This is a genomic window from Exiguobacterium sp. s192 (assembly GCF_018618795.1).
GTDB lineage: Bacteria > Bacillota > Bacilli > Exiguobacteriales > Exiguobacteriaceae > Exiguobacterium_A > Exiguobacterium_A undae.
The window spans coordinates 26,855-52,717 of record NZ_JACSMS010000002.1 but is presented as its reverse complement, the minus strand read 5'-3'; the positions used below and the strand labels follow the sequence as shown (position 1 = coordinate 52,717).

27 protein-coding genes are annotated in these 25,863 nt (G+C 45.8%); 12 read left to right on the top strand and 15 right to left on the bottom strand.

Annotation, left to right across the window (positions count from 1 at the left end):
• Positions 1-4 precede the first annotated feature (4 nt).
• Positions 5-829, bottom strand: coding sequence for an MIP/aquaporin family protein (locus KNP87_RS05255; RefSeq protein ID WP_119922430.1), 825 nt, complete (start codon positions 827-829; stop codon positions 5-7).
• A gap of 190 nt (positions 830-1,019) precedes the next feature.
• Complete coding sequence (locus KNP87_RS05250) at positions 1,020-1,583, bottom strand: glycerol-3-phosphate responsive antiterminator (protein ID WP_026833733.1); 564 nt, start codon at positions 1,581-1,583, stop codon at positions 1,020-1,022.
• 169 nt (positions 1,584-1,752) lie between these two features.
• On the opposite strand from KNP87_RS05250, the gene KNP87_RS05245 reads away from it, so the two are divergent.
• Positions 1,753-2,379: a YczE/YyaS/YitT family protein gene (locus KNP87_RS05245; RefSeq protein ID WP_028106851.1), complete on the top strand. Its 627-nt coding sequence runs from the start codon at positions 1,753-1,755 to the stop codon at positions 2,377-2,379.
• Between the two features lie 51 nt (positions 2,380-2,430).
• Here KNP87_RS05245 and KNP87_RS05240 read toward each other — a convergent pair whose 3' ends face one another.
• Positions 2,431-3,174 (bottom strand): ABC transporter permease, encoded by a 744-nt coding sequence (locus KNP87_RS05240; protein ID WP_214721056.1) that lies wholly within the window; start codon positions 3,172-3,174, stop codon positions 2,431-2,433.
• The gene (locus KNP87_RS05235) at positions 3,152-4,069 is read right to left on the bottom strand and encodes an ABC transporter ATP-binding protein (RefSeq protein ID WP_026833736.1); all 918 of its coding nucleotides are present in this window, start codon (positions 4,067-4,069) and stop codon (positions 3,152-3,154) included. The genes KNP87_RS05240 and KNP87_RS05235 overlap by 23 nt, the downstream gene beginning before the upstream one ends.
• 198 nt (positions 4,070-4,267) lie before the next feature.
• Here KNP87_RS05235 and KNP87_RS05230 point away from each other — a divergent pair, with 198 nt between their 5' ends.
• Together KNP87_RS05230 and KNP87_RS05225 are read left to right on the top strand one after the other, a co-directional pair.
• Positions 4,268-5,914 (top strand): sensor domain-containing diguanylate cyclase, encoded by a 1,647-nt coding sequence (locus KNP87_RS05230; RefSeq protein ID WP_214721055.1) that lies wholly within the window; start codon positions 4,268-4,270, stop codon positions 5,912-5,914.
• A 40-nt stretch (positions 5,915-5,954) separates the two neighbouring features.
• Positions 5,955-7,415 carry a glycoside hydrolase family 32 protein gene (locus KNP87_RS05225; RefSeq protein WP_035387663.1) on the top strand — a complete coding sequence of 487 codons (1,461 nt, stop codon included), beginning with the start codon at positions 5,955-5,957 and terminating at the stop codon, positions 7,413-7,415.
• Between the two features lie 76 nt (positions 7,416-7,491).
• Here the strand turns inward: KNP87_RS05225 and KNP87_RS05220 are convergent, their stop codons facing one another.
• Positions 7,492-7,986 carry a GNAT family N-acetyltransferase gene (locus tag KNP87_RS05220; RefSeq protein ID WP_026833737.1) on the bottom strand — a complete coding sequence of 165 codons (495 nt, stop codon included), beginning with the start codon at positions 7,984-7,986 and terminating at the stop codon, positions 7,492-7,494.
• Positions 7,987-8,235: 249 nt separating this feature from the next.
• Here KNP87_RS05220 and KNP87_RS05215 point away from each other — a divergent pair, with 249 nt between their 5' ends.
• A complete protein-coding gene (locus tag KNP87_RS05215; RefSeq protein WP_251135461.1) occupies positions 8,236-10,386 on the top strand; it encodes an ATP-dependent helicase in 2,151 nt (716 codons plus the stop codon).
• 74 nt (positions 10,387-10,460) lie between these two features.
• Here KNP87_RS05215 and mscL read toward each other — a convergent pair whose 3' ends face one another.
• From mscL to KNP87_RS05180, 7 genes are all read right to left on the bottom strand, one after another.
• The gene (gene mscL / locus KNP87_RS05210) at positions 10,461-10,850 is read right to left on the bottom strand and encodes a large-conductance mechanosensitive channel protein MscL (RefSeq protein ID WP_119922425.1); all 390 of its coding nucleotides are present in this window, start codon (positions 10,848-10,850) and stop codon (positions 10,461-10,463) included.
• A gap of 20 nt (positions 10,851-10,870) precedes the next feature.
• Positions 10,871-11,764, bottom strand: a complete 894-nt coding sequence (locus tag KNP87_RS05205) for a Cof-type HAD-IIB family hydrolase (protein ID WP_233550605.1) — start codon at positions 11,762-11,764, stop codon at positions 10,871-10,873.
• Positions 11,765-11,855: 91 nt separating this feature from the next.
• A complete protein-coding gene (gene cls, locus KNP87_RS05200; protein ID WP_028106857.1) occupies positions 11,856-13,316 on the bottom strand; it encodes a cardiolipin synthase in 1,461 nt (486 codons plus the stop codon).
• Between the two features lie 139 nt (positions 13,317-13,455).
• Positions 13,456-14,874, bottom strand: a complete 1,419-nt coding sequence (hemG, locus tag KNP87_RS05195; RefSeq protein ID WP_214721054.1) for a protoporphyrinogen oxidase — start codon at positions 14,872-14,874, stop codon at positions 13,456-13,458.
• The gene (hemH, locus tag KNP87_RS05190) at positions 14,864-15,796 is read right to left on the bottom strand and encodes a ferrochelatase (protein WP_119922422.1); all 933 of its coding nucleotides are present in this window, start codon (positions 15,794-15,796) and stop codon (positions 14,864-14,866) included. The genes hemG and hemH overlap by 11 nt, the downstream gene beginning before the upstream one ends.
• Positions 15,793-16,839 carry a uroporphyrinogen decarboxylase gene (gene hemE, locus KNP87_RS05185; RefSeq protein WP_026833744.1) on the bottom strand — a complete coding sequence of 349 codons (1,047 nt, stop codon included), beginning with the start codon at positions 16,837-16,839 and terminating at the stop codon, positions 15,793-15,795. The genes hemH and hemE overlap by 4 nt, the downstream gene beginning before the upstream one ends.
• Before the next feature lie 143 nt (positions 16,840-16,982).
• Positions 16,983-17,285: a MerR family transcriptional regulator gene (locus KNP87_RS05180; protein WP_012369603.1), complete on the bottom strand. Its 303-nt coding sequence runs from the start codon at positions 17,283-17,285 to the stop codon at positions 16,983-16,985.
• Positions 17,286-17,402: 117 nt separating this feature from the next.
• On the opposite strand from KNP87_RS05180, the gene KNP87_RS05175 reads away from it, so the two are divergent.
• Positions 17,403-18,701, top strand: a complete 1,299-nt coding sequence (locus KNP87_RS05175; protein ID WP_214721053.1) for an ammonium transporter — start codon at positions 17,403-17,405, stop codon at positions 18,699-18,701.
• Between the two features lie 67 nt (positions 18,702-18,768).
• Here the strand turns inward: KNP87_RS05175 and KNP87_RS05170 are convergent, their stop codons facing one another.
• Both KNP87_RS05170 and KNP87_RS05165 read right to left on the bottom strand, forming a co-directional pair.
• Positions 18,769-19,908, bottom strand: coding sequence for an ABC transporter permease (locus tag KNP87_RS05170; RefSeq protein WP_214721052.1), 1,140 nt, complete (start codon positions 19,906-19,908; stop codon positions 18,769-18,771).
• Positions 19,905-20,645 (bottom strand): ABC transporter ATP-binding protein, encoded by a 741-nt coding sequence (locus KNP87_RS05165; protein ID WP_214721225.1) that lies wholly within the window; start codon positions 20,643-20,645, stop codon positions 19,905-19,907. Before KNP87_RS05165 ends, KNP87_RS05170 begins: the two co-directional genes overlap by 4 nt.
• Before the next feature lie 330 nt (positions 20,646-20,975).
• Here KNP87_RS05165 and KNP87_RS05160 point away from each other — a divergent pair, with 330 nt between their 5' ends.
• The 3 genes from KNP87_RS05160 to KNP87_RS05150 are packed head-to-tail and all read left to right on the top strand — an operon-like array spanning position 20,976 to position 21,814.
• On the top strand, positions 20,976-21,227 hold the full coding sequence (locus KNP87_RS05160; protein WP_026833749.1) for a GlsB/YeaQ/YmgE family stress response membrane protein: 252 nt from the start codon (positions 20,976-20,978) through the stop codon (positions 21,225-21,227).
• Positions 21,228-21,279: 52 nt separating this feature from the next.
• A complete protein-coding gene (locus KNP87_RS05155) occupies positions 21,280-21,531 on the top strand; it encodes a GlsB/YeaQ/YmgE family stress response membrane protein (RefSeq protein WP_026833749.1) in 252 nt (83 codons plus the stop codon).
• Positions 21,532-21,562: 31 nt separating this feature from the next.
• On the top strand, positions 21,563-21,814 hold the full coding sequence (locus KNP87_RS05150) for a GlsB/YeaQ/YmgE family stress response membrane protein (protein ID WP_026833750.1): 252 nt from the start codon (positions 21,563-21,565) through the stop codon (positions 21,812-21,814).
• Positions 21,815-21,889: 75 nt separating this feature from the next.
• Here KNP87_RS05150 and KNP87_RS05145 read toward each other — a convergent pair whose 3' ends face one another.
• The gene (locus tag KNP87_RS05145; protein ID WP_214721051.1) at positions 21,890-22,954 is read right to left on the bottom strand and encodes a TcaA second domain-containing protein; all 1,065 of its coding nucleotides are present in this window, start codon (positions 22,952-22,954) and stop codon (positions 21,890-21,892) included.
• A 131-nt stretch (positions 22,955-23,085) separates the two neighbouring features.
• On the opposite strand from KNP87_RS05145, the gene KNP87_RS05140 reads away from it, so the two are divergent.
• The 4 genes from KNP87_RS05140 (at position 23,086) to KNP87_RS05125 (ending at position 25,818) form a co-directional block, all read left to right on the top strand.
• Complete coding sequence (locus KNP87_RS05140; RefSeq protein WP_119922417.1) at positions 23,086-23,511, top strand: HIT family protein; 426 nt, start codon at positions 23,086-23,088, stop codon at positions 23,509-23,511.
• 122 nt (positions 23,512-23,633) lie between these two features.
• Positions 23,634-23,975 carry a hypothetical protein gene (locus tag KNP87_RS05135; RefSeq protein WP_026833753.1) on the top strand — a complete coding sequence of 114 codons (342 nt, stop codon included), beginning with the start codon at positions 23,634-23,636 and terminating at the stop codon, positions 23,973-23,975.
• Positions 23,976-24,059: 84 nt separating this feature from the next.
• Entirely contained in the window at positions 24,060-24,629 is a 570-nt protein-coding gene (locus tag KNP87_RS05130) for an HTH-type transcriptional regulator Hpr (protein WP_012369593.1), read from the top strand.
• Between the two features lie 271 nt (positions 24,630-24,900).
• Positions 24,901-25,818 carry a peptidylprolyl isomerase gene (locus KNP87_RS05125; RefSeq protein WP_119922416.1) on the top strand — a complete coding sequence of 306 codons (918 nt, stop codon included), beginning with the start codon at positions 24,901-24,903 and terminating at the stop codon, positions 25,816-25,818.
• Positions 25,819-25,863 lie beyond the last annotated feature (45 nt).

Sequence of the window (25,863 nt, the reverse complement as noted above, 5' to 3'; positions counted from 1 at the left end):
AAGCTTAAGCTGACTTCGACTTCACTGACGTTGATTTGTTCGGACGAACACCGAACTTATAGCATAAACCTAATATGACAATCGTCACAAGTCCGACGACCACAAATGCCGGTGTATCTTTTCCGGAGAAGACCGAACGGTAAAACAATCCGCCAAGACTTCCGCCAAGGACCGGACCAAGAACCGGAATCCAAGCGTAACGCCAATTAGATGATCCTTTTCCGGCAATCGGTAAGAGGAAATGGGCAATCCGTGGACCAAGGTCACGCGCCGGATTCATCGCATATCCTGTCGTACCGCCAAATGACATCCCAAGACTGACAATCAAGAAACCGACGATCAATGGATTTAAACCGTCCGAAAACGTATTGGCACCAATCGATAAAATCCCGACAACAAGTAAAAATGTCGCAATCAATTCACTCATCACGTTCGCAAACGTATGCGGAATCGCTGGTGAAGTCGCAAAGACGCCCAGTTTCGCCGCTGGATCTTTTGTTTCCGCCCAGTGCGGTAAGTAATGCACAAAGACAATGCTCGCTCCTACAATACCGCCTAGCACTTGCGCGATCACATATCCTGGTACATCTCCCCAGGCAAATGATCCGTCAAAGGCAAGTCCAAGCGTAACGGCCGGGTTAAGATGCGCCCCACTGAACTGTCCGACTGCATACACGGATAAAGCGACCGCAAATCCCCAAGCAAAGGTAATGACGATCCATCCTGCATCTTTCGCATAGGATTTAGATAACGTCACACCTGCTCCAACGCCGTTACCGAGTGCAACAAGCAGTGCTGTTCCTAAAAATTCTGCTAGTACTGGTGACATATGTTCTTCCCCCTTTGTATGTGAAAAAAGCAACAAAAAAAGAGATTCGCGCCTCGGCTTTTTGAATGATCTCAAAAAGCATGAAAGCGTGAATCTCCGATTTCTCCGTCACTTCGTATCAACTTGTTTTCACTATAACAATCGATGAAAACGCTGTCAAACGATTTATGTGATTTTTATCATAGCGTTTTCATTTGTTTGGTTCAAAGTATTTCCACAACTCTTTATTGGATGTCGTGATACTTGAGGCCCCTGCTGCGATCGCTTGCTCCACTTCCTCGACCGTATCAATCAAACCACCGGCAAACACCAATTTCCCGGTTTTTCGTTTGACCTCTTCGATATACTTCGGCATCAGTCCGGGTAAGACTTCGATGTAGTCGGGTTGGGTTCGCTCCATCAAATGGTAACTTTTTTCTAACGAACTCGAATCGAGCAAGAACATCCGTTGCATCGTTTTGACTTTCTTTTGGCGCGCCTTCAGGATGACACTCGCTTTCGTCGAAATGACACCGTACGGCTTCAGTTCTTGACAGACGTATTCCGTCGCGAATTCATCATTTTTTAACCCTTGAACTAAATCCATGTGCAAAAACATTTTTTTATCATAACGGTGAGCCAATTCATACACCGCCTTGAGCCGGGACACATGCATTTCTAGTAATACCCCGTACTCATACGGACTTTTCAGCATTTTCTCAAAGTCTTCTAACTTTCTGACAGACGGCAAAATCTTTTGACCAAAGTACGTCATCTTTTGTCCCCATTTCTTTGATTTGTTCTTAGTATGTCGTTTTTCCACCCGGTTTCGCAATTGTTCTTTTCATGAAAACAAATGAAAGGAACAACTAAAATAGGGTATAGCTTAACGATACAGCTTTGAAATGGAGGTGAGACGTACAGGTCCAGGACCTGTGCCTCGTATGACTCAACAAAAACGCATCATCATTTATTTATTTTCGATTTTGATCAACGCCCTCGGAAACAGCTTTATGGTCACCGCTGCAATCGGCAGTGCGCCATGGACATCCGCCAGTGAGGCGTTGGCCCGCATCTCCCCTTTAACCGTCGGACTCGCCATCGTCGCCTTACATGTCTTGGCACTCGGGAGTGCACTACTCCTTGGCAGTCGGTTTAGCTGGTGGACGATTCTCCTGAGTTTTTCACTCGTCGTTCTGTTTGGTACGGCGATTGATTTCTTTTTATCGATCCACCAACTGCTCTATATCCCGGAAACACTTTGGACACGGCTTCTCTATATGGCAATCGGCATGCCGTTGATTTCACTCGGCTTGGCACTCTACTTACAGATCGGGTTCGTATTGATGCCGCCCGATTACTTGATGAAGTCCCTGATCAGCCGGTTTAAAAGCACATCCATCGGAGCGACCGTCAGCCTGGCGATTCCCTTTCTGATTGCGAGTATTTTGTCGCTCGTTGAACGGGAACTGATTGGAATCGGTGTCGGAACGTTCGTGTTCTTATTGCTGAACGGTCCGCTGATTGAATTTTTCCAAAAAACATTTCCGATTTCCCGTCGTGTCAGATGACGGAAAAAAATCCTGTCTCCGCCGTGGGTTCACGATGGAGACAGGATTTTTTTAAAGATACGATTTTTTTTGGAAGATCAGAATTGAGCCGCCGAATAAAACTAAGATGTGCGCCAGGACGAAGATGACGGAAAACGTCAATGTCGTCCCCATTGTTTCTGCCACACCAAATTCTGCAGCATTCTGGAAATACATCGACCAGTCCAAATGCATGAAGACAATCCATTTTGCGATTTCCGGCTTGAACGCCAGCAACAGGCTCCCGACAATCGAAGTAAAGAACTGGGCAAGAACGGTAAACCCGATGATCATTCCGACGGAGCGGAAGACAAGCGAGAAGAACAACGTCATGAAAATCGTGAAGATCGGATTGACGAGTGCCAAGATCGTGTCGCGCAACTGGAGGGATTCACCCGCTTCAGAAAATGCGAACGAGGCAGCATACGTAATCAAGGCGATAAAGATAAATTGACCGAGCATGATCAAAATCGAAAACAGTAATTTCGAGAAGTAAATCGTCATCCGCGAATACGGACTCATCAGCAGATGTTTCATCGTATCATAGCGGACCTCATTCCCGACCGTCTCCGCCGTGAAGACGATCGTGATGATACCGAGCAACCCAAACAGAACTGCTGAAACCATTGTGTAATATGAACTTTGAGTCAAATCAAAATCATTTGTTTTCGCGATAATCACGATTCCAATGGCGATGACGGCGTATAATGCCAATACGATTTTCGATTTTTTCATCGTCCACCATTTCATCCATTCATTTTGTATGAGCGAAAGCATGTGAATCCCCCTCTTTTTTCGTCACTTGTAAGAATTGTTCTTCGAGTGTCAGACGCTTGACTGTCAGTTCATGCAAATCAGCAATCGGCACGACTAACCGGGCAATCGCCGGTGTGTCACTTTCAGGTGCCGTAATGACGATACTGTCATTCCAGCGTTCTGCCGGGTAATTCGCGACCCGCAACGCCTCGATGACGTCCAGGATATTCGTTTCCGGAACACGGATCAAGATTTTGGCCCCTGTTTCGTTTCGGACGGATTCGACCGATTTGATGACACCTTGATCGATGATGGCGTAACGGTCGCTGATTTGTTCCATCTCACCTAACATGTGGCTGGAGATCAAAATGGCGATATCCTGTTCCCGCGCCATTTTCCGGAGGTATTCACGCAGTTCCGCGATGCCTGCCGGATCAAGACCATTCGTCGGCTCATCCAGAATCAGAACACGCGGGTTATGTAACAAAGCCCTTGCAATCCCGAGTCGTTGTTTCATTCCTAGTGAGTATTCACCGACTTTTTTAGACAACTTTCCTTCCAGTCCAACGAGTTGCGCCAGTGCCTCGTAATCGACCTGAGCCAAACCCGGTATCAGGTTTTTTGCCTGGACGAGGTTTTGTTTTCCTGTCATGTACGGATAAAATGCTGGATTTTCGACAATTGCCCCAATCTGTGTCAAGGCTTTGGACCGCTCTTGCACGACGTCAAACCCGTTAACTGTGACCGTTCCTGCGTCCTGTTCCAGCAGTCCGGTGATGATCCGGATCGTCGTCGTCTTCCCGGCCCCGTTCGGTCCTAGAAATCCAAAAACTTCTCCCGGCGACACTTCAAAACTGACATCCTTTAAGATTTGTTCTTTGCCCAGACGTTTTGAGATATTTTCAATTTTCAGCATCCTGTTTCCTCCTCTTGCTGTTCTTCTTGTTCTAGTGTACGTGATTCAAACTAAAAAAGTTCCGATTCTTACAATTATGTAATCCGTTTCCAATTCAAGCTTTTTATGTTTTGATTAAACTCAAAACCAACAGCAGGTCATATGGTAAAATAATGAGGAAGATCCTACCTACCTCATTTTTGAATTGGAGTTTACTACATGCAGAAGTTGTCTATTCGTTTTGATGTTTTACTGGCTTTACTGATTGCGGTTCTCTTTTTTATCATGACACTCTGTTTAACCTTTCTTATCAGCCATCTGGCGACGGATCGTTTAAAGAAGGAAGTCGGGATGACTTTATCCGCCACGGCTTATCAATTGTCCGATAAACTGGATCATTACATGTGGTCGCGCACAGCTGAAGTCAACGTCTTGCGGACGCTGCCGACGATTCAAGAACAGCGTGATCTCAATGCGACACGTGATACCCTCGAACAACTGCAAAAACAAATTCCCGACTTTTCTTGGATTGGTGTGATCGGTCCCGACGGTCAGGTACTTGCTTCAACCGGGAAAATCTTAGAAGGGCAATCGATCAAAGAACGACCTGTTTTTCAAGAAGCCCAAGACAAACCGTTCATCGGTGACGTCCATGATGCCGTTTTACTCGCAAAACTGCTTCCGAATCCGAGTGGTGAACCGTTACAATTCGTTGATATCAGTACTCCCTTGGTTTCAAACGGCAAGAAAAGTGGTGTCCTTGCGACTCACCTCAGCTTTGAATGGGCCAAGGAAATCGAACAAAGTTTCCAGAGTTCAACGGCTCAAATCAAAGATGTTGAGTTTTTTATCGTCAGCCAACAAAGCCGGACCGTCTTGCTAGGCCCAGCACAGTGGCGCGGTAAAACGTTACCCGCCGCCTGGTTATCCGGGAAACAGACGGGATATCGCGTCTCGACATGGGGTGACGGACAAGAATACCTCACCGGTTCGACTCAAAGTAAAGGCTATAAAAATTATGATGGACTCGGCTGGACCATCCTCGTCCGCCAACCGAGTCACGTCGCTTTTTCAGATGCCAGTGCCTTGAGAGACTACATTTTAATTGCGGGTTTGATCGCTTCTCTCGTCACTGCAGTCATCGGTTGGTTTGTCGCAAGGTTATTGACGCGTCCTTTAAAACAAATCACTCAAGCTGCGAAAGAAATGCAACGGGATCCGTCCAAATCGATTCCGTCCCACACAGGCATTCGGGAAATTGAAGTCTTGTCTGTCGCCCTGCGTCAGTTGACGGCAAAACTTACTCATACCGAACAGGAGAAAACGACATACGAGTCACTCGCCTTGCATGATGCGCTGACCGGATTGCCGAATCGAAACGGTTTATCCGACTATCTAGAGGAATTGACCGTTAAAAATCATACCCAAACGTACTTGTATCTGGATCTCGACGGATTTAAAGCCGTCAATGACCAGTACGGTCATGCGATGGGTGATCTTTTATTAATTGAAGTCGCTGATCGTCTTCGAAGTTCCTTACACTACAAAGGCATCACGGCACGGCTCGGAGGAGATGAATTTTTGATCGTCCTTAATGACCCTCTCTCCATCGAAGACGTGGAACAGTATGCGACAAGCCTCATTCATTCACTCTCCACGCCTTATCTCTTACATCAACAAGTTCTGTACATCGGGGCAAGTATCGGGATTTCCGTCCGTTCGCCTGAAGAATCGATGGAACAAGCCATGCATCATGCGGATATCGCCTTATATGACTCAAAAAAACAGGGCAAAGGACGCTTGACCTTTTATCGTTCCGAATTGCCATTGACAAGACAGAACGTTCTCCGTAATGTGAACGAATAGAAGAACAACACCCAACTACTTACAACGAGGAGCTGACAGCATGAATCAGTGGACACGCGAAGCACGTTACCGCCCGCTTTCCGATCTCGCACCGGAAGTGTATCAACTCATGAAGGAAGAAGTCCGGACATCGCCTTGGCGTTTTTCTTTCCATATCCAACCACCAACCGGTTTGTTAAATGATCCAAACGGTTTTGTTTATCATAACGGCACGTATCATCTCTTTTATCAATGGTTCCCTCTTGGACCCGTTCACGGGTTAAAGTATTGGTACCACATGACATCAAAAGATTTAGTGCATTGGTTTGATGAAGGAGCCGCATTGATTCCAAACGATGATCCGGATTCACACGGCGCCTATTCCGGAAGTGGTTTCATCAAAAATGACCAAGTCCATATCATGTACACCGGCAATAAACGGGATGCGGAGTGGAATCGGCATACAAGTCAAATCGTCGGACACCTTCGTTCGGATGGTCGGATTGAAAAACATCTGCCACCGGCGATTCCGACTGTCCCGGATGGCTATACGGAACATTTCCGGGATCCAAAAGTATTTCAACATCAGGATGTGTGGTACTGCATCATCGGTGCTCAGCGTACTGATTTGACAGGTTGTACAGTCGTGTACCGATCGGAAGACGCTGAACACTGGACATGGATCGGCGAGCTGGATACGCGTTATGATCAGTTTGGTTACATGTGGGAGTGTCCCGACTACTTTGAACTGGACGGGAAAGGGGTATTGTTGTTCAGTCCGCAAGGGATTGAACCACAGGGAGACCGTTATCAAAACATCTTCCAGTCCGGTTACTTGATTGGTGACCCGCTTAACCTTCCGGACGTCACGTTCCAACACGATGATTTCGTCGAACTGGACTTTGGGTTTGACTTTTATGCGCCGCAGACGACACTTGCCGCAGACGGTCGCCGGATTCTCGTTGGCTGGATGGGGTTACCGGACATTGCTTATCCGAGTGACCGGTTCAACTGGGCACATGGCTTAACCTTGCCGCGCGAACTGACACTTGAAAATCAGCAATTGCGTCAAAAACCGGTGCAGGAATTGACCGCGTTACGAAAAGAAACGCTGTACGCGCAAGAGCTGACACTCGAACACCACATCATGCCGGCACAGGCTGAGACGTTCGAACTGGAACTGTCGCACTTGCAGCTGTCATCCGATCAATTGGAATTAAAGGTTCGCGCCAGTGACCAAGAAGAAACGATTCTCCGCTACGAAGCAGAGACGAAACGGTTTACAATTGATCGGTCAAAGTCCGGAGCAGAAGTTCCAGCGGTCGAATTTGGTACGAGCCGTTCCATCACATTGGCTGAACCGTTGCACACGTTACGTCTGTTCGTCGATCGATCCTCCATCGAAGTGTTCCTAAACGACGGGGAAGCGGTTGCCTCATCCCGTATCTTCCCGAAATCGACCAGTCAGGGCATCGTTTTGACAGGTGATGCGACGGCACACCTCGCCATCTATACGCTTTGATCTAAAGTACGATGCGTGGTCTGCTCACAAAAAAAGCACAATTCCTCGCAAATGCTCAGCTGAGGAATGTGCTTTTTTACTGTGGTGTCGTTTCTTTCTGTAAATCAAATGCTAAAATGTGTTGTTCTCCGATGGGTCCCATGACAGATTGTAACGTATCCACATAACCGGTTTTAAAGTATAAAGATTTCGCCGCGATATTTTTTTTATTGACGGCCAGTGTAATCGCCGTCACTTCCGGAAAGTGTGCCTGCACAAAGGCCGGTAACTGCATCATCGCTTCTTTCGCATATCCTTGTTTTTGGTGCCGGGCGTCAATCGAAAAGGCACGCAACAGCACACTGCGTTCATCTGTCCGGTGTGTCTTCGGAGGATTGAGATGGAGGACAAAAAATCCAACGACCTCCAAACCTTTTTTGATGACGACAGGAAACTTATCCGGATTTTCCAACGCTTCTGACACGACCTCTGTCGGGAATGTCGTGAACTGGATCTGCTCCTCAGGAAGAATAAAAGCATCACACTGTTCATAATGTTCGTTGGTATACATAAATAAATTCACTTGTGACATATCTTTTCCGCCTTCCATTCAGTGAAGAGACCACGCCTCTCTCCTTACATCTATTTCCATTTTACACGTTTACGATGTATTTAGCCAACTCTCGTTGAGTTTCAGTCAATGGTTTTATCTTTACTTATATTCCACTTCTTTTGTAGACTTAATCAATTGTCGGACTGAAAATGCTAAACTAAGAAAAGAAAATTGAGTTTATAGAGGTAAGAGGTGAACGGAACAATGTCCCCAGACTTTTTTGAACGAATGGAGATCGAAACTGGGACCAAATTAAATGCTGTACAACGTCAAGCGATCGAGCATGATCAAGGTCCCCTTTTATTACTTGCTTCCCCCGGTTCCGGGAAAACGACAACATTAAACTTTAAAATTGCCTATTTGATTCTTGAAAAAAAGGTGAATCCGCGGGCAATTCTTGGACTAACGTTCAGTAAAGCCGCTGCGCATGAGATGGCAGAACGTTTTCACGATTGGTTCCATCATCTGATTGGAACAACGGCTTCCTTTTCGACGATTCATAGTTTTGCGTTCCAAGTCGTTCGTGACTATGCGGCAGTGAACCGGCTCCACTATACAATCATCGAAGGAACCATCGAAAAGTCGGCTTCTCACCGTCCTGAACAACCATTGCACAAACGAATGGTGCTGCGCCGGATTTTCCAAGAAATCAATCGAAGTGTCATTACGGAAGACCAGATGGATGAACTGCTTCGGATGATTTCTTTCGTCAAAAACCGGTTGCTGCTGCCAAAGGATATCGAGACCTTAAAAACGACGATCAAACATTTTCCTGAGATTTATTCGGCGTATGAACAATTTAAGTTACGGGATCCCCTCCACCCTTTGATGGACTTTGATGATATGTTGACATACGCCAATACGATCCTTGCAGAAAATCCCGAGTTACTCGCTTCTTATCAACGTCGCTTCGAGTATATTTTGACGGATGAAAGTCAGGATACGTCCCTTGTCCAACATCAACTCGTGGAAAAGCTGGCATTGCCCCACAATAATCTCTGTGTCGTCGCCGATGATGATCAGACGCTCTACAGTTGGCGTGGTGCAGATGTCTCGAAGATCATTCATTTTAAAGACACGTATCCGGATGCGACGGTGTTGTACATGGAACAGAACTACCGGTCTTCCCGAGAAATCGTCGAGACGGCCAACCGGTTCATTCAACGGAACAAAGTCCGTCATCCGAAAAAAATGTTTACGGAAAACCCATCTTCTCGTCCAATCGTCGTCGAGACCTTACCGGCTTACGAGGACCAGACACGGTACGTCATTCGTCAGCTGCAGGACGAGACGAATTTTCAAGAAGTTGCCGTTTTATATCGCAACAACTCGTCTTCCATCAATATCATGAATGCACTCGACTTAGCCGGAATCCCGTTTTACATCAAGGATGTGGACCATAAATTCTTTAGCCATTGGGTCTTAAAGGATGTCTTACACTTCATCGAGCTCGCCAATGATCCTTCGGATGTCGATATTTTGGCACAGATTCATACGAAGTTTGCCGGCTACATCTCGAAAGTCCAGTTACAACGTCTGTATGAATTGCGTAACGGGGACAATGTATTTGATTTATTGATTCAGCATGTCGACATGAAGTTTTATCAAAAAAAGCAGTTAAAAACGATTAAATCGGTTTTTGCTGCCATGCAGACAGCCCGTCCTTCCGCTGCCTTGGCACTGATTCGAAATGAGCTCGGGTATGAAAAAAATCTTAAAAAAATGAGTGACAGCCTTGGGTTTAGTATTGATTTTTTACTGGAGATGCTCAATACGATTGAAAATGTCGCCAGTGACCTTCCGACTTCCCTTGCTTTTAAAGAACGAATTTTGCATCTTGAACAGTTGATGCGTCAAGCGAAGTCCAATAAACATCAAAATGCCGTGACGCTGTCAACCTTTCACAGCGCCAAAGGTCTTGAATTCAACCGTGTCTTCATGATTGATTTAATCAATGGCGTGTTGCCGTCTTCTGATAACATCAAGTCTTATAAGGACGGACAATTGGAAGAGATGGAGGAAGCGGTTCGTCTGTTTTATGTCGGAATGACGCGGGCACGGTATGAACTTCACCTGCTTTCTTACCGATACAAGTCAAAGCCGGTTGAAGAATCTCTTTTCCTCGGAAATATCCGGCATATTCTCAATCCGAGTCAGACGGTCAAAAAGGAAATCCGTTATGCGCAACGTTCAACGGAACAAGCATCCGTCCCACTTCTGCCAGTCGAAAAAAACATGCGGATCCGCCATAAATCCTTTGGCGACGGGACGATTATTCATTTGATGGACGATGTCCTCGAGATTCAGTTTGACAAAGGCATCGACAAACAACTCTCACTGCAAGTCTGTTCTGAAAATCATCTGCTGACCATTCTTTAAAAAAAGGCTCACTCTTTCCCGGTAAATGTACTTCCGGTAAAGGGTGAGCCTTTTGTGTTGTGTCCCGTATCCGATTACTCGACCCGTCCATCGTTTTGACGAACGAGGGCATCACGGATTTCCGTGAGTAATTTTTCTTCCGTTGTCGGAACCACCACTTCCTCCGGTGTTTCCTCTTTTCGTCGAAACGCATTGATGCCTTTGACAAACAGGAACAATGCAAAGGCAATCAGGATGAATTCGATGCTTGCCTGCAAGAACTGACCGTACAGTAAGTTGGCGTTACCGACCGTGACGGATAACTCCTTGACGTTAATCCCGCCGATGATGATGCCGATCAGCGGCATGAAGATACTGTCGACCAAGGATTTAATGATCCCGCTGAAGGCTGCCCCTAAGATGACACCGACCGCCAAATCAATTACATTCCCGCGAAACGCAAACTCCTTAAACGCTTTGAACAATGAAACTTACCCCTCTCTTGTTACGTCCAAGCCCGATCGGCCAATTGACGAATCGCATATCCGACCCCATGTTCGTCGTTGGTTTTCGTCACTTGATGCGCAATCGCTTTTGCATCTTCATGTCCATTTCCCATCGCTATCGCCATTCCGGCGACTTTGAACATCGGAACATCGTTTAAGTTGTCTCCGATGACAGCGACCTCTTCGATTGACACGCCCAGGTGCTTCGCCAGTGTTTTGACGGCTGTTCCTTTGTCTGCTCCAAGTGCCATGACTTCGATGTTGTCATGACCGGATGATGTCACATAAATCCCGTCCACTTTTTGTTCGATTTCTTCCCAAATCTTCTTCATCAAGTCCTGATCAAACGAGAAGGAGATGAACTTAAAGACTTGTCCGGCTTGGTTACGAATGAATGAGCGGAATCCATCAATCATCTTGACGTCTTCATTGACGTAATAACGATTGTGGAAAAAGTCGAGTACATCCTTCGCCCGGTCGCTTTCCTGACTCATTTCCTTGAGCGAATCATAGGCGGCGTCAATCGTTGATCCTTGTGCCGTGACAAGACCTTGGTCACAAAACATCTCAAAAAATACTTCGTATTGGCTGATGATGCCATAAATCTGCTGGGCTTGCTCCGATGTCAACGTCGTCGCACTTAACTCTTCACCGTCGACGGTCAAAACGCGTGCACCGTTCGACGCGATGATCGGACACGTGATTCCTGCCTGATCCGTCAATTCTTTTGCATTTAAGTAATTTCGTCCTGTTGCAATCGCAAAATCAATGCCTTGTTCTTTTGCCGCTTCAATTGCCGCAATCGTTTCCGGTTCTATTTTCTGTTTGCTGGATAATACGGTACCATCCATGTCTGAGATCAATAATTTGATTGCTTTTGCCAAAACGTTCACTCTCCTTTGTCTTTTTCAGTTCCACTATACCATTTCTCTTCTCAGTTTCCTGTTCTCATCCTTGTTCCTTTACCAAATCCTCCTTCTTCCTTTACAAAATCGGAGACAGGAGTCTTGAAATGCTCTCTTTGAATTTAATCATCCGGGAGCGCTCTGCATATTTTTCCGCCGTCAACCGCTCACAGACCAGACAATCTTCTTCAAACAGCTGTGCTAATTCAGAGGCGACATGCGGATCGTACACAACCGAATTCATCTCAAAATTTAATCTGAAACTGCGGGCATCGATGTTAGTCGTTCCGACTGAGGCGATTGCTTGATCGACGACAATCGTTTTTGCGTGTAAAAATCCGGGTTCATACGTGTAGATTTTTGCCCCGTAGTCAATCAGTTCTCCAACTGCTGCTGTCGTCGCCCAATAGACAAACGGATGATCCGGTTTATTTGGGATCATGATTCTCAGTTCTACCCCTGATAATAATGCCATCTTGCAGGCATCCATGTAGCTCGCGTCCGGGATAAAATAAGGCGATTGGATATAAACGGATTGTCTGGCTGACGAAATCATCTTGATCAACATATTTTTTAAATGCTCTGTTTTCGAGTTCGGTCCGGATGTTACGATTTGCATCGGCAACGTCTGTTCGACCGAATGCGTGCCATAATGGAAAAATTCTTTGGCCGTGTAACTGTCGCTCGCCTGATTCCAGTCGAGAATGAAACGATCCAACTGGTCGTGCACGACTTCTCCCTCTAACCGGAAATGCGTATCCCGCCAGTACCCAAACTTATCATCAATCCCGAGATATTCGGTCCCGACATTAAATCCTCCGATGTAGCCGATTCTTCCGTCGATGATACACGACTTCCGGTGATTCCGATTGTTGAGCCGAAAGTTGATCAAACCAATCGTCGGTGGGAAAAAGGCAAACACTTCCCCGTCATGAAGCAACAGCTCTTTGAAATCTTTTCGTCCTAAATCCCGCGAACCGACGGCATCATAAAGTAACCGGACTTTTATCCCTTCTTGCGCCTTTTTTGTCAGTGCTGCGATCAACGCCTGTCCCAACGAATCTTTTTGAATGATGTAGTACTGGATATTGATTTCGTATTTCGCGTTCAAGATATCGGTCAGCATTCGATTAAATTTTTGTTCCCCATCCGATAAAATCACGACCTCATTTTTAAAACTGAGTAACGCATCGTTTGACATCAAATTCATTCGGATCAACTGGTCATACCGTACGACAGCAGGATGACGCATCTGTGTCTGCGGATGATTCAGCTCTTCAAGCTGTAATGCCACACGCCGTGCCTGTTCTTGTTTTTCCTTCTCTTCGACATGATAAAAGTCCGTTTTTTTCAAGAGACGTCCGAAAAATAAGTAGATGAGAAATCCAATGAGCGGCACAAAATACAGAATCAAGACCCAGGCCCACGTTGCACCGATATCGCGCCGTTCTAAAAAGATGACGGTGACGACGGCCAACAGATTCATGATGATCAAGCCATACGCCAAAATGACGAGAAACGTGCTTAAAATCTCAAGCAAAGCAATCCCCTCCTTCGTGTCTGTCAGGACTTTTCCCCAATGTATAAGCTATTCCTTATTTTTGTAGAGATTGAAACAAAAAAGTGTACGAAACATCAGAACAATCCTGATGTTCGTACACTTTATGAAAACATGAAAGTCAGTTAATCGACTCGTCCGCATGGGATTCTTCCAATTCAATCGACTCAATCATCGTTTTTGCACTTGCCACACAGTCCGGCAATCCTACTCCATCGTAGGCAAGGCCTGCGAGGTAGATTCCCGGATACTGTGCCAAAACTTCATCCCGGACACGTTGGATGCGCTCGGCATGTCCCACGGTATAAGCAGGAAGACCATCGACCAACCGGCTGATGATGACCTGTTTCGGTTCTAATGTCCGACCACAGATTTTTTCTAAATCCTGCAGCACGGCTTGACGCAATACATCGTCCGACTCATGAACAAGATGGTCATTGCCCGGTCGACCGACAAACGCACGGAGGACCGTATGATCCGGTGCCGAATGATTCCACTTTTGGTCAATCGCTGTACAGGCCGTGATTGAGTACGGTGCCCGGCGATTGACGACAAACCCCGTTCCTTCAATCGGTAAAGATTCTTGTTGATCAAAAATCATCGTCACCGTCGCTGTTGAATGCGTCGTCAACTGCTCGAGTTCCGGTAGATGTGCATCCGGCAGTAAGCGAACGACTTGAGGATGCGGAATCGTCAAGAGAACGTAATCGGCATATTCCGGACCATGGTCCGTTTTCAACCGATACCGACCTGCTTCGCGTGAAATTTCAAGCAACGGCGTTTCGAGACGGACTTCCGAGCGTTCCAACATTTCCTCCAACCGTTCGATCAACGATTCAAGTCCTGTCGTTAACGACAGGAATTGTCCCGTTGCCTTGATCGTTGTTTGCGGACCTTGCGGCGATTGATCGAGTGGACGCATCAAGCGCATACCTTCAAACAGCGAACCCGCTTTCTGTTCGTTGGCAACGAATTGTGGATAGGTTGCAAATGTACTCATTTGATCAATGTTTCCAGCGTAAATCCCTGACAACAATGGTTCAATCAGTTTTTCGACCAACGCATCACCGAGTCTTGGACGTAAATACTCACCGAGTGGAATATCATGTTCCGGAATCTTTAACTGATCGGACGGATGCAACAACAAGTCCGCAACTTCTTGTTTTTCCTGCTCCGTCAGCAACGTTGTTTCTCGAAAGACATCCAAATCCGTCGGAATCCCCATCACTGCTCCTTTCGGAATCGGATGGAGCCCCCCTTGGTCAAGAATGAAGGCTTGGGACGTATTGTTTCGGACCAGCTGTTCACCGAGCCCGATTGCTTCAATCAAATCCGTCAAGATATGCTTTCGCGCGACGTAAGAATCCGGTCCACGTTCAATCGTAAAACCATCTTCTCGATAGGTGGCGACTTTACCGCCAAGACGCTCTCCAGCTTCAAGCACTGTGATATTTAAATCGGGAAAGGCACGTTCTGCGTAATAGGCAGCGGCAAGACCAGTGATACCACCGCCGACGATGACGAGACGTTTACTTGACATAACTACCGACCTGTTTTGAAACAGCCTCTGTCACAGCTTTCATGAAGGCCGGATCTGCATTCGGCATGATCGGACGCGCGTAATGAATTCCGAGCTCGTCACAGACGACTTTACATTCGTAGTCATTGTCAAACAAAACTTCCAGATGATCGGCAACGAACCCGACCGGGACATAGACAAACGCTTCGTAGCCTTTTTCTTCATACACATCACGCGTCAAATCCTGAACGTCCGGTCCAAGCCAAGGCTCTGGTGTTTGTCCGGCTGATTGCCAACCCGTGATCATATGTTTGACACCGGCACGCGCTGCGATCAAGTCTGCTGTTTCTTTTAATTGTTCCGGGTACGGATCACCGTTCGCAATGATTTTTTCCGGCAGACTGTGTGCGGAGACGACCAAGACAGCCTTTTCTTCAGGAACCGGCAACGCATCAAACGTTTTACGGATTTCTGTTCCCCACCAGTCGATGAACGCCTCTTCTTTGTACCATGATTCAACAGAAGCCAGATGAATTCCGTGTTTATCTGCCACTTCTTTTGCACGTCCGTTGTATGAACGGATACTGAACGTTGAATAGTGCGGTGCCAGAACGACTGTGACAGCTTCCGTAATTCCGTCTTTCGCCATCTGTTCGACAGCATCCTCGACGAATGGTTCGATGTGCTTCAGGCCAAGGTACAGTTTGAATTCGATTTCACCGGCATATTTTTCTGTCAGTTGACGGTGTAATTCTTCCGCTTGATCAATCGTGACTTGCGCAAGTGGTGAAACTCCGCCGATGGCTTCATACCGTTCTGTCAGTTCAGCCAATGCTTCTGGAGACGGTTTGCGTCCGCGGCGAATGTGTGTGTAATACCGTTCGATGTCTTCCGGTTTATACGGCGTACCATACGCCATGACAAGTAATCCTAGTGTTTTCATTTCGCTACCTCCATTTTTTCTTTCGAGTAATCATGGATATATGCAGTGAGACGTTTTAAGACTTCCGGATCCACTTCCGGGAAAATCCCGTGTCCCAAGTTAAAGATGAAACCAGGACGTTTCATTCCCATATCAAGAATTTCTTTCGTTTTCGCTTCGAGAATCTCCCATGGTGCAAGCAAATAAGATGGATCGAGATTGCCTTGTAACGTTTTGGTCAGTCCACGCTTACGGGCTTCGTCAACCGACAGGCGCCAATCGAGTCCGACGACGTCCAACGGCAGGTCGTGCCACTCTTCTGCCAAATGACTTGCTCCAACACCGAACATGATCATCGGGACACCCGTCTCTTTCAACTCTTTAAAGATTCGTTCCATCGTCGGTTTGATGTACAGGACATAATCGTTGCGGCTTGTTGTTCCGACCCACGAGTCAAAGATTTGGAAGGCTTGAATGCCTGCATCGACTTGTGCCTTGATATAATCGATGACCATATCTCCGAGTTTCTCCATTAAAGCATGCCATACGTCAGGATGACCATACATCAATGCTTTTGTTTTGTGGTACCCTTTTGACGGTCCACCTTCGATCATATAACTGGCCAGCGTAAACGGTGCACCCGAGAAGCCGATTAATGGCACATCGAGTCGTTCCCGTAACAGTCCGATCGTTTCAAAAATGTACGGGATATCCTCTTTCTTGAACGGTTGAAGGGCTTGTACGTCGTCCATTGTCCGAATCGGATTCGCAATGACGGGACCAATACCACTTTTGATTTCCACGTCAACTCCCATTGAAGGTAACGGCGTCATGATGTCCTTATACAGAATCGCTGCATCGACCCCTAGTTGTTTGACCGGTAGTTCCGTGACATAGGCGCATAATTCTGGATCGTGTGTAATCTCGAATAACGTCCGTGTCTTCTTGATTTCACGATACTCCGCTTGATACCGACCTGCTTGTCGCATATACCAGACCGGTACATGGCTTACCTCTTCGCCACGAATGGCGCGCAAAAATGTATCATTAAACTTCTTCATCATAACTACCCCTTTATACTCGTTCTAACGCCCCAAAATAACGCACGATAAGTTTGTGAACACAGAAACATTATATCTGAAATTCAGAACCGTGTGCCAATAAATCGTTTACAAAATTACAGTTCTGTTACCCGTTCATCAAATGTTCACCGTTTCTTATATAGACCAAACGCAGCATTCAGCTGTCCACGAATCAAATCAGAACGTTGTTGTTCGGTCACTTTGCGTTCTTTTTCACGGATCTCATGCGTCCGCCAGCCGTCTTCGATCTTTTCCGCGACTTCGACTAAACGTTCGATGTCTGTAAACGAGTATTTTCTGGTCTTCCCGTTCGTCCGTTCCGGAAAAATCAACTTCCGTTCTTCATAGTAACGAATCTGCCGTTCCGATAAACCGGTCAATTCACAGACAATACCAATCGTCATCACCTTTTTCTCCCGGTAATTCATCTTCGTCACTCCTTTCCTTCAAAATACCATGTCAGATTTTCTGACACAAGACGTTTCTTGGAAAGGATTTCCGTCTAAAGTAAACACATACTTTAAATTGATAAAGGAGGAACGACGATGAATTTAGAAGAGATGTTAATTTCGGTCGATACGTTTTATGTCTTATTCGCTACTTTATTGGTCTTTACGATGCAAATCGGGTTCTTATTACTCGAGACGGGGATGTTACGCGCTAAAAACGCAGGCCATGTCGCCGTCAAACAATTAATCAGTTTCTCCGTCGCCGCGCTCGCCTTTTGGGCAATCGGTTTCGGATTGACGTTCGGAGACGGACCCGGCTTAATTGGAACGGAAGGATTTTTCCTCCAAGGTGGTTTTTCGAGCCTCGACTGGTCCAACGTGACAATTGATGTTAAGTTCCTGTTCCAATTGTCCTTTGTTGCCGTATCTCTCGCGATCGCCTGGGGTGGTTTTGCCGAACGTGCCAAACTGTCTGTCTACCTGTTGTTCGGAACATTCTTCGTCGCCATCATCTATCCGATCATTGCCCGTTCTGTTTGGGCAGGCGGTTTCCTCGGTTCGCTCGGTATGCAGGATTTCGCCGGATCGACCGTTGTCCACTTACAAGGCGGAATCGCCGCTCTCGTCGCTGCTTTAATCTTGAAAAAGCGAATCGGAGCAGAAAAAACGCCTTTACTTGGTCATAACGTCATCTACTCTGTTGTCGGCGCCTTCATCCTTTGGTTATGTTGGTTCGGATTCAATGCTGGATCGACGCTGACGATCGCTGACGGATTCTTCAGCTATGTTGCTTTGACGACATTGCTTGCGACGGCTGCCGGAGCACTCGGTGCGCTTGCCATTTCCTTCTGGCATCGCCGGGTCGCGGACATCCCGTCGATCATCAATGGGGTCTTGGCTGCGCTTGTCGCCATCACTGCCGCCTGTGCCTTCGTTGAACCGTGGGGAGCCGTCGTGATTGGTTTCCTGGCCGGTATCATCACATACGGCACAAGCATCCTGCTTGCCCGCCGTGTCGACGATCCGTTGTGCGCCTTTTCCGTCCATGGTGTTGCCGGGATTTGGGGAACACTCGCCACTGGATTCTTCGCTTCACCCCGCCTTGTTGAGATCACAGGAATCGGTCAAGCGGGATTATTTTACGGCGGTGGATTCACACAACTCGGTGTTCAAACACTGGGTGTCGTCTTTGCAGTCGTCGTCGTCAGCGTATTGAGTTACGTCTTCCTCAAGTTACTCGATATGACGATTGGTCTCCGGATTACACGCGAAGATGAGTTGCGTGGACTTGATGTCGCGGAACACGGTCAGGCTTCTTATGATCTCCCAGCCCCTGTCAGCAAAGAGCTGCGGACCTCTTATGAAGACGAAGAAACAACTGAAAAAGTTAATTAATCTTGTCAAATACCCCCCGTTCACCTTTTCGTGAACGGGGGGTATTTTTGTTCAATAAGAACGCGTTTTATTTTTTTCGTGCATAGTATTCGCCGATGACAAGTGCTGCGATTGCTCCGACAAACACCGTCGCAAAACCACTGAGGATAAACCCTGCCAGTGATAAGATCACCACTTGGAGGAACGATGCCAGCCGGAGGACTTTTCGCTTCGATGCGGTCGCGTCTCCGAACGGCAACAGTCGCGTTAAGAGATGCGAGTCAATCGCCCGCGTGAACGGAGCAAGCTGAAAACTGGTCAAGCCGCCAAATGCCGGGACGGCCAGCGTGACAAGCCATTCATTGTCCTTACCAAGCCACATGAAGAGGACTCCGATTAACGTCAGACGAACGATCAATCCAATGCCATCCGTGCTTCTGATGAATTGTTTCAGATAGAGGTAATCAAAGGTGCGTTTGTGGTCAAATCCAATTTTTTCAACCAGATGGCTCAACAGACGCCGGCGTTTGTATGTCGTCGACAGCCGGGGCACATCAACAAACCAATTGGCGATGCGATAAAAACGGTCCCGTGATTCTTGCTCAAGTGAAATCCAGTCCATCAGCGGCAACTGATCCTGTTTTTTTAAGTAAATCGTCAGCAGTAACAAACTTGTCACGACGATGCTGAACAGACCCATTCCAAGCATGACAAGAATACCGGCTCCTGTTGCGTACAAGAGCACAATCCGATGACCGACTCCTTCAAGCTTCGATAAGTTTGCTGCCGCTCCAACCATGCTTAGTGCAACAAACAGCACAAACAATTCGACCGGTGTCGTATCTTCCGTTCGCACATATAAAACAGACACTGCCAAAAAGGGGATAATTGCCCGAATCAATCCATAAAAGGCGTTGTAGACCCGAACACGCTTCATATAATTCGCAAGATCCGGCAAGATTGGAAGTAAAAATACTTGATCCGCCTCGACTAAAAATGTCCGGGTCGATCGATAAAAAGCCAACAGTATAAACAAACTGCCCATAATAAGATTTCCGGGGAAATCGGGATTCAATTGATCCAGAAATCGACCGTATACGACAAGCCCATATAAAACGACGAAATAAACCGTAAACAATAATCCGCCGTTCGCCATGTAACGGGTGTACTTCGTCATTTCTGCCATGGCGGTCTGGTAACGGGTTCTCCATAAAACAGAACTCGTCATCTTTCTGCCTCCTCAATCGCCGCTACGTAAATGTCATCAAGTGACCCGTCCGACAATTCGTACCGTTGACGGAGTTCTTGTGTCGTTCCTTCTGCGGCAATCTGTCCCTCATGCAACAAGATGAATCGATTACAATGCCGTTCCGCCGTCTCGAGGATATGCGTCGACATCAAGATTCCTTTTCCGTCCGCTTTCAGTTCACTAAAAATCGTCAACAGCTCACGGATGGCGAGCGGATCGAGTCCGACAAACGGCTCGTCGACGATCAACAGTTCACTGCCTGTAATCAACGCACAGAGAATCATCGCTTTTTGCTTCATCCCTTTTGAGAACACGCTTGGAAACCATTCCAGTTGTTTCGTCATTCGAAGTCGGGCTGCATAGTGCTCGATTCGTTCTTGTGCCAGTTTTTCCTCGACTGCATAGCCTTGCGCCATTAAACGCAAGTGTTCACGCAAGGTCAGTTGTTCATATAACATCGGCTGTTCCGGAATGTAGGCTACTTGTTTACGATACATTTGTTCATCCTGTTCTAAACTGACTCCGTTAATCAAAATCTCACCTGATTTGACGGGCAACAGACCCAAGATATGTTTGATTGTCGTCGACTTTCCGGCGCCATTTAAACCGATTAACCCCACCAATTCCCCTTGGTTTACGGATATATTAATATGATGGAGCACTTTTTTGGAACCATACCCGCCTGATAAATCATTTATTTTTAATAACACGCTGATGCACTCCCTTCATTAACTATCCTAGACAATTCATTCTGACTTTTCTAGTTTGAGTCATTTTTTTATTAAGAAAAGGTTTGAATACATCTTTTTACGGTAATTACTCTAAGTGTAATCGTTACATCAATATATGAAAACGGCTTACAGAATTTGAAAGTAGCATTTTAAATACGAGTTTCTTCAGGAGGTAACTGGTATAATCATCTAGCCATTTTACGTTCGATAATTTATCTCGCTGATTGGAACGACTATTTAAGGGCTTTAATCTTTCAATGTGTTTACAACTGCCTGAAAACAGGTAAATCTAAAGTAAGAAAAGGAGTGTTCCAAATGGGATTCTTATGGGCTTTAATCGTCGGTGGTTTAATCGGTTGGGTAGCTAGTCTCATCATCGGGAAAGACGTACCAGGCGGCATCATCGGTAACATCGTTGCAGGTTTCGTCGGAGCAATGATTGGTCAAGCAATCTTCGGTACAATGGGACCTGTTGTTGGTGGATTCGCAATTATTCCAGCTATCTTAGGTGCAATCATCTTAATCTTCATCGTGTCGTTGATTCTTCGTTCAGTACGTCGTAAATGATTTATTGAAATAATGATCAGTACGTAAATTTTACTAAAGGAGTGTTTTTTAAATGGGATTTTTATGGGCTTTAATCGTCGGTGGATTAATTGGATGGGTAGCTAGTCTCATCATCGGAAAAGACGTACCAGGCGGTATCATCGGTAACATCGTTGCAGGTTTCGTCGGAGCAATGATCGGTCAAGCAATCTTCGGTACAATGGGACCTGTTGTTGGTGGATTCGCAATCATTCCAGCTATCCTAGGTGCAATCATCTTAATCTTCATCGTTTCATTGATTCTTCGTTCAGTACGGCGTAAATAATAGAACTATTAAATTTAAAGGAGTGTTTTAAATGGGATTCTTATGGGCTTTAATCGTTGGTGGTATTATTGGTTGGTTAGCAAGTCTTATTCTCGGTAAAGATGTACCAGGCGGTATCATCGGTAACATCATCGCAGGTTTCGTCGGTTCAATGATCGGTCAAGCATTGTTTGGAAGCTGGGGACCATCAGTAGCCGGTTTCGCAATCGTACCAGCTATCCTTGGTGCAATCATCTTAATCTTAATCGTTTCGTTTATCCTTCGTGCGGTCAACAAACGATAATTCTATCTACTACAAAAACCACTGAAGACGTGATGTCTTCAGTGTTTTTTTTGTGTGACACGTAATTCTTCTTCCTCACCGTATTTCAAGCCACATCTTCCCTGATCGTTCGATGACCCGTTTCTCTGATTTAATGTTCAGCCATCCGAGCAACTCGTCAAAAAAGCTTGCCGGGTACTTCCAGACGATGCCGATCGTTTCTGTTGATTTAGATTCCGGTTTTCCGGCTACGGCTTCCAGTTCGGATGCTGTTTTGTTCAAATCGATTAAAAGACTTTCGACTTCCTGATTCTCGTATGCCACTTCAAATCCGTCATATACTGCTCTATTGGCAATCCGGTTGGTTGGAGGACCAAATGTTTTTTCGAATTCAGATTGACTTTGACCAATATAATCCGTCATCTGCCCCACACTTTTCCCTGTTCTCGCCTTTACTTCCGCCTCCAGTAATTTTTCGATATCGACACCATACTGTTCCTTTTGATCCGGTGCCACTTGCTCCGCCAGTTCAAACGATACTGTGCTCTTTTTTTGATCACCTAGCTGAACAGTTTCACTTGCTCGTCCGGTCTTTCCATTGGCTTCAACACGTGCAGACACGTCATACTCACCCGGAAAACGTTCAACCTTGAATGAAGCGTCCGGATCGGCTTGACCAACCGGCGCATCGTCCACTTGAATCATCGTTGCTTCCGTATCTGTCTTTACTTCTAATGTCTGTTTATTTAAATGAAGGACATAGGTGTCAAACCAGAATCGGCCATCTTGTTTTTTCAATTCGAATATATCTTGTCGTGCCGCTTCTGTTTTTTTCGGATAGTTGCGTTGATCCAACTCGATTTCAGAGATTGTACGTTCAAGTCGCTCCGAATCCGCTTTAAACCAGCTCATCAGACGGTTCGTCTCCGCAAGTTTTAACGGTTGATTGTTCAAATAAACCAATTTTCGGAACGTTTCCCGATCCTGCTCCTGCAGCGCTTTGCGGAAAACTTGTCCCGTGTCTTGTCGTTCCGCAGCAGGCTTAATTTGACTCCAGGCAACCCAGCCGATTATTAGAACAAGTCCTAAGATACCAATAATGAGTCTAATTCGCTGATTCCGCTTTTTCTTTTTTTCATAGTTCGTGATGCGAGAAGGCATCTTCGTTTCCCCTACTTTCTTTTTTTACAGATTTCTTTTAGTTTAGAAACCCTTCATATCCTTGTCAATCGCCCGCAAGACTGATTCAGTCTAGTATACTGAAGGAACATCCAATTAAAGGAGTGATTCGCTTGCAAAAAGAAAACTGTATTTTCTGTAAGATTGCCAAACATGAGGTACCGAGCCATGTAGTATTTGAAAATGAACAGGTCTTGGCTTTTCTCGACTTGTCGCAAGTAACAAAGGGGCATACGCTCGTCATCCCGAAACAACACGCAGATAATGTCTACGATTTATCGGTTGAAGATGCTCAAGCTGTGTTTGCGACCATTCCGGAGATCAGCCGTGCCTTACAGCAGGAAACCGGCGCAGCCGGGATGAATATTCTGTCGAATACAGGCAAAGTGGCCGGACAATCCGTCTCCCACTTCCACCTTCATCTCATTCCACGCCACGACAAACATGACGGATTTGGCGCGAAATGGGAAGTGCACAATGAAGACTACACGGCTGATGAACTGGCCGCTGTCGCCGAAGCCGTCAAAAACCGTCTTTAACGGCTCCTAAATACACGAATTACTGACTCATTTTAGAAATATTGCCGAAATAGGTTTCTAATATCGGATTTTCGGTAAAATAATATGAAACAAATATTTTAATATCAAAAGGAGGTAAAACTATGTCGAAGCGTCCCCAGCGTAACTGGGTCGCTTTTGGTGCTACGCTGTCGCTTGTGACTTTTTACGGTTTGAAGGCGCTTCGCCAAGGTACTAAAAGTGACTCTTCGAATGGTAAACAACGTCGAAATTCTTATTCTACAATCGTAACGAACGTGCAGGATTTAACGCAGGAGGGAAAGAATCTAATAGAGACAGCCAAACTTTCTGGCACGACCTTTAAAGAAGAAGTAACAAAAGATGTCTCTCAGTACCAGTCAGAGGTGCAAGAATCGCTGACACGTCTTCAAAAATTTGCTGATGAGGCAAAACAGGACGTCGATCATCTCACTCCCCAACAGTAACGATCCGCTGCTTCGATTTGTTTTTGTATAGTTTGCATTTTGCGCGTTTGAGCCATTGTCACCTTTCGAAAGGATGAGTCAGATATGGAACACGAAAAATTATATCCTGGACAAGAAGCGCTGTTATACAGTCATAAAATTGTCCAATTAAGCAAAGCACTATGGAAAACGGTAGAAAAAGATTGGCAAAATTGGATTAAGCCGTTTGATTTAAACATCAACGAACACCATATTTTATGGATTTCGCACGCTCTAGGCGGTGCCTCGATTTCCGAAATTGCAAAATACGGTGTCATGCACGTTTCAACAGCCTTTAATTTTTCGAAAAAATTAGAAGACCGCGGTCTTTTGACGTTCTCAAAAAAAGAGACGGATAAGCGGAATACGTATGTCCAGTTGACACCGGAAGGCGAAAGTTTGTTGTTGGAAACGATTCAAGCCTTCCGTCCTGAAGAAAATGGTGTTTTCCGTGCTTCTTTACCGCTCCAAGAGCTTTACGGAAAATTCCCGGAACTGACTGACATATCCGCCATTGTCCGTCGTCTCTACGGCGACAGTTTTATGGACATCTTTGCCGAGACGTCAAAAATGATTACGGAAGAAGCAGATCGGCGTCCACAAGACCCGGTCATCGATTCGATCAAAAAGGCATGACTTTTGCATGACCTTTGATAGTCGGCGTTCTAAGCCTTGAGGCCTAGGACGTTTTTTTGTGATTCTTGAACCGTGACGTTCCGTTTACCGTTCTGTCTCAAAACGTTGCAGGACCTCACAATTTCCCACAAAAATAGTCCTCTCCTCCGGCATCTGATGTGATAGCATGGTGTAAGAGCAACTCACTTTCAATGTTGTGGAAAGCTGTCAAGATAACGAAGATATGATATGATAGAACGGTTGAAATAAATGGTAAATTAGGGGTGTATGTATGAAAAAGAAACTTTTAAGCGTAGCAGCAGTAGCAAGTGTTTTCACATTAGCAGCATGTGGTTCGAATGACGAAGCTGTCATCAACTACAAAGGTGGAGAAGTCAATAAAGCCGACGTTCAAGAAGAAGCGTACGAGAAAGCCGGCGCACAAATTGCTTTCCAACAGACAATGAATGAGTTGCTTGAAAAAGAATACGGCAAAAAAGTAACGGATAAAGAAGTGGATGCAGAAGTCAAGAAAACAAAAGATCAGTTCCCAGATAAGGAACAGTTCAATACGACACTGCAAACTGCTGGAATCAAAAGTGAAAAAGAGTTCGAAAAAGTACTCCGCACACAAATGCTCTTAACAGAAGCAAAATCAGCAAAATCAAAAGTAACGGATAAAGAAATCGAAGATCGTTTCAACCAAGAAAAAGTGGAAGTAAAAGCGAGCCACATTCTTGTTGAAAAAGAAGCAGATGCAAAAGCCATCAAAAAGCAATTGGATGAAGGCGGCGATTTCGCGAAGATTGCCAAATCAAAATCAACAGATACAGGTAGTGCCACAAAAGGTGGAGATCTCGGATACTTCACAAAAGGTAAAATGGTCGAGGAGTTCGAAACTTATGCGTTCAAGGATGGCGTTGAAGGTAAAGTATCAGACCCGATCAAAACACAATTCGGATACCACATCATTAAAGTAACGGATCGTAAAGAGAAAAAAGACTTTACGCTCGAAAAAGAATCGGACCGGATCAAAAAAGCATTGGCTGAAGAAAAAGCCGCTCAAGTCAATCCAAACGATATCTACCGTTCATTGATGAAAAAATACGATGTTGAAATCGAAAACAAAGACTTCAAGGATGCGTTTGACCTTGATAAGCAAGAACAACAACAAATGCAACAACAAATGCAGCAGCAACCACAGCAATAAGCAAAAAATCCCTGCTTCCCAAAACGGAAGCAGGGATTTTTTTAT

Excerpts from the sequence above, each read along its gene's own strand:
- KNP87_RS05250 (WP_026833733.1), bottom strand. The coding sequence starts at position 1,583 with ATGACGTACTTTGGTCAAAAGATTTTGCCGTCTGTCAGAAAGTTAGAA.
- KNP87_RS05155 (WP_026833749.1), top strand. The coding sequence starts at position 21,280 with ATGGGATTTTTATGGGCTTTAATCGTCGGTGGATTAATTGGATGGGTA.
- hemH (WP_119922422.1), bottom strand. The coding sequence starts at position 15,796 with ATGAAAACACTAGGATTACTTGTCATGGCGTATGGTACGCCGTATAAA.
- KNP87_RS05135 (WP_026833753.1), top strand. The coding sequence starts at position 23,634 with ATGTCGAAGCGTCCCCAGCGTAACTGGGTCGCTTTTGGTGCTACGCTG.
- KNP87_RS05235 (WP_026833736.1), bottom strand. The coding sequence starts at position 4,069 with ATGCTGAAAATTGAAAATATCTCAAAACGTCTGGGCAAAGAACAAATC.
- hemG (WP_214721054.1), bottom strand. The coding sequence starts at position 14,874 with ATGTCAAGTAAACGTCTCGTCATCGTCGGCGGTGGTATCACTGGTCTT.
- KNP87_RS05145 (WP_214721051.1), bottom strand. The coding sequence starts at position 22,954 with ATGCCTTCTCGCATCACGAACTATGAAAAAAAGAAAAAGCGGAATCAG.
- KNP87_RS05245 (WP_028106851.1), top strand. The coding sequence starts at position 1,753 with ATGACTCAACAAAAACGCATCATCATTTATTTATTTTCGATTTTGATC.
- KNP87_RS05255 (WP_119922430.1), bottom strand. The coding sequence starts at position 829 with ATGTCACCAGTACTAGCAGAATTTTTAGGAACAGCACTGCTTGTTGCA.
- KNP87_RS05150 (WP_026833750.1), top strand. The coding sequence starts at position 21,563 with ATGGGATTCTTATGGGCTTTAATCGTTGGTGGTATTATTGGTTGGTTA.
- KNP87_RS05125 (WP_119922416.1), top strand. The coding sequence starts at position 24,901 with ATGAAAAAGAAACTTTTAAGCGTAGCAGCAGTAGCAAGTGTTTTCACA.
- KNP87_RS05230 (WP_214721055.1), top strand. The coding sequence starts at position 4,268 with ATGCAGAAGTTGTCTATTCGTTTTGATGTTTTACTGGCTTTACTGATT.
- KNP87_RS05225 (WP_035387663.1), top strand. The coding sequence starts at position 5,955 with ATGAATCAGTGGACACGCGAAGCACGTTACCGCCCGCTTTCCGATCTC.
- hemE (WP_026833744.1), bottom strand. The coding sequence starts at position 16,839 with ATGATGAAGAAGTTTAATGATACATTTTTGCGCGCCATTCGTGGCGAA.
- KNP87_RS05170 (WP_214721052.1), bottom strand. The coding sequence starts at position 19,908 with ATGACGAGTTCTGTTTTATGGAGAACCCGTTACCAGACCGCCATGGCA.
- KNP87_RS05240 (WP_214721056.1), bottom strand. The coding sequence starts at position 3,174 with ATGCTTTCGCTCATACAAAATGAATGGATGAAATGGTGGACGATGAAA.
- KNP87_RS05130 (WP_012369593.1), top strand. The coding sequence starts at position 24,060 with ATGGAACACGAAAAATTATATCCTGGACAAGAAGCGCTGTTATACAGT.
- KNP87_RS05215 (WP_251135461.1), top strand. The coding sequence starts at position 8,236 with ATGGAGATCGAAACTGGGACCAAATTAAATGCTGTACAACGTCAAGCG.
- KNP87_RS05220 (WP_026833737.1), bottom strand. The coding sequence starts at position 7,986 with ATGTCACAAGTGAATTTATTTATGTATACCAACGAACATTATGAACAG.
- KNP87_RS05175 (WP_214721053.1), top strand. The coding sequence starts at position 17,403 with ATGAATTTAGAAGAGATGTTAATTTCGGTCGATACGTTTTATGTCTTA.
- KNP87_RS05160 (WP_026833749.1), top strand. The coding sequence starts at position 20,976 with ATGGGATTCTTATGGGCTTTAATCGTCGGTGGTTTAATCGGTTGGGTA.
- KNP87_RS05180 (WP_012369603.1), bottom strand. The coding sequence starts at position 17,285 with ATGAATTACCGGGAGAAAAAGGTGATGACGATTGGTATTGTCTGTGAA.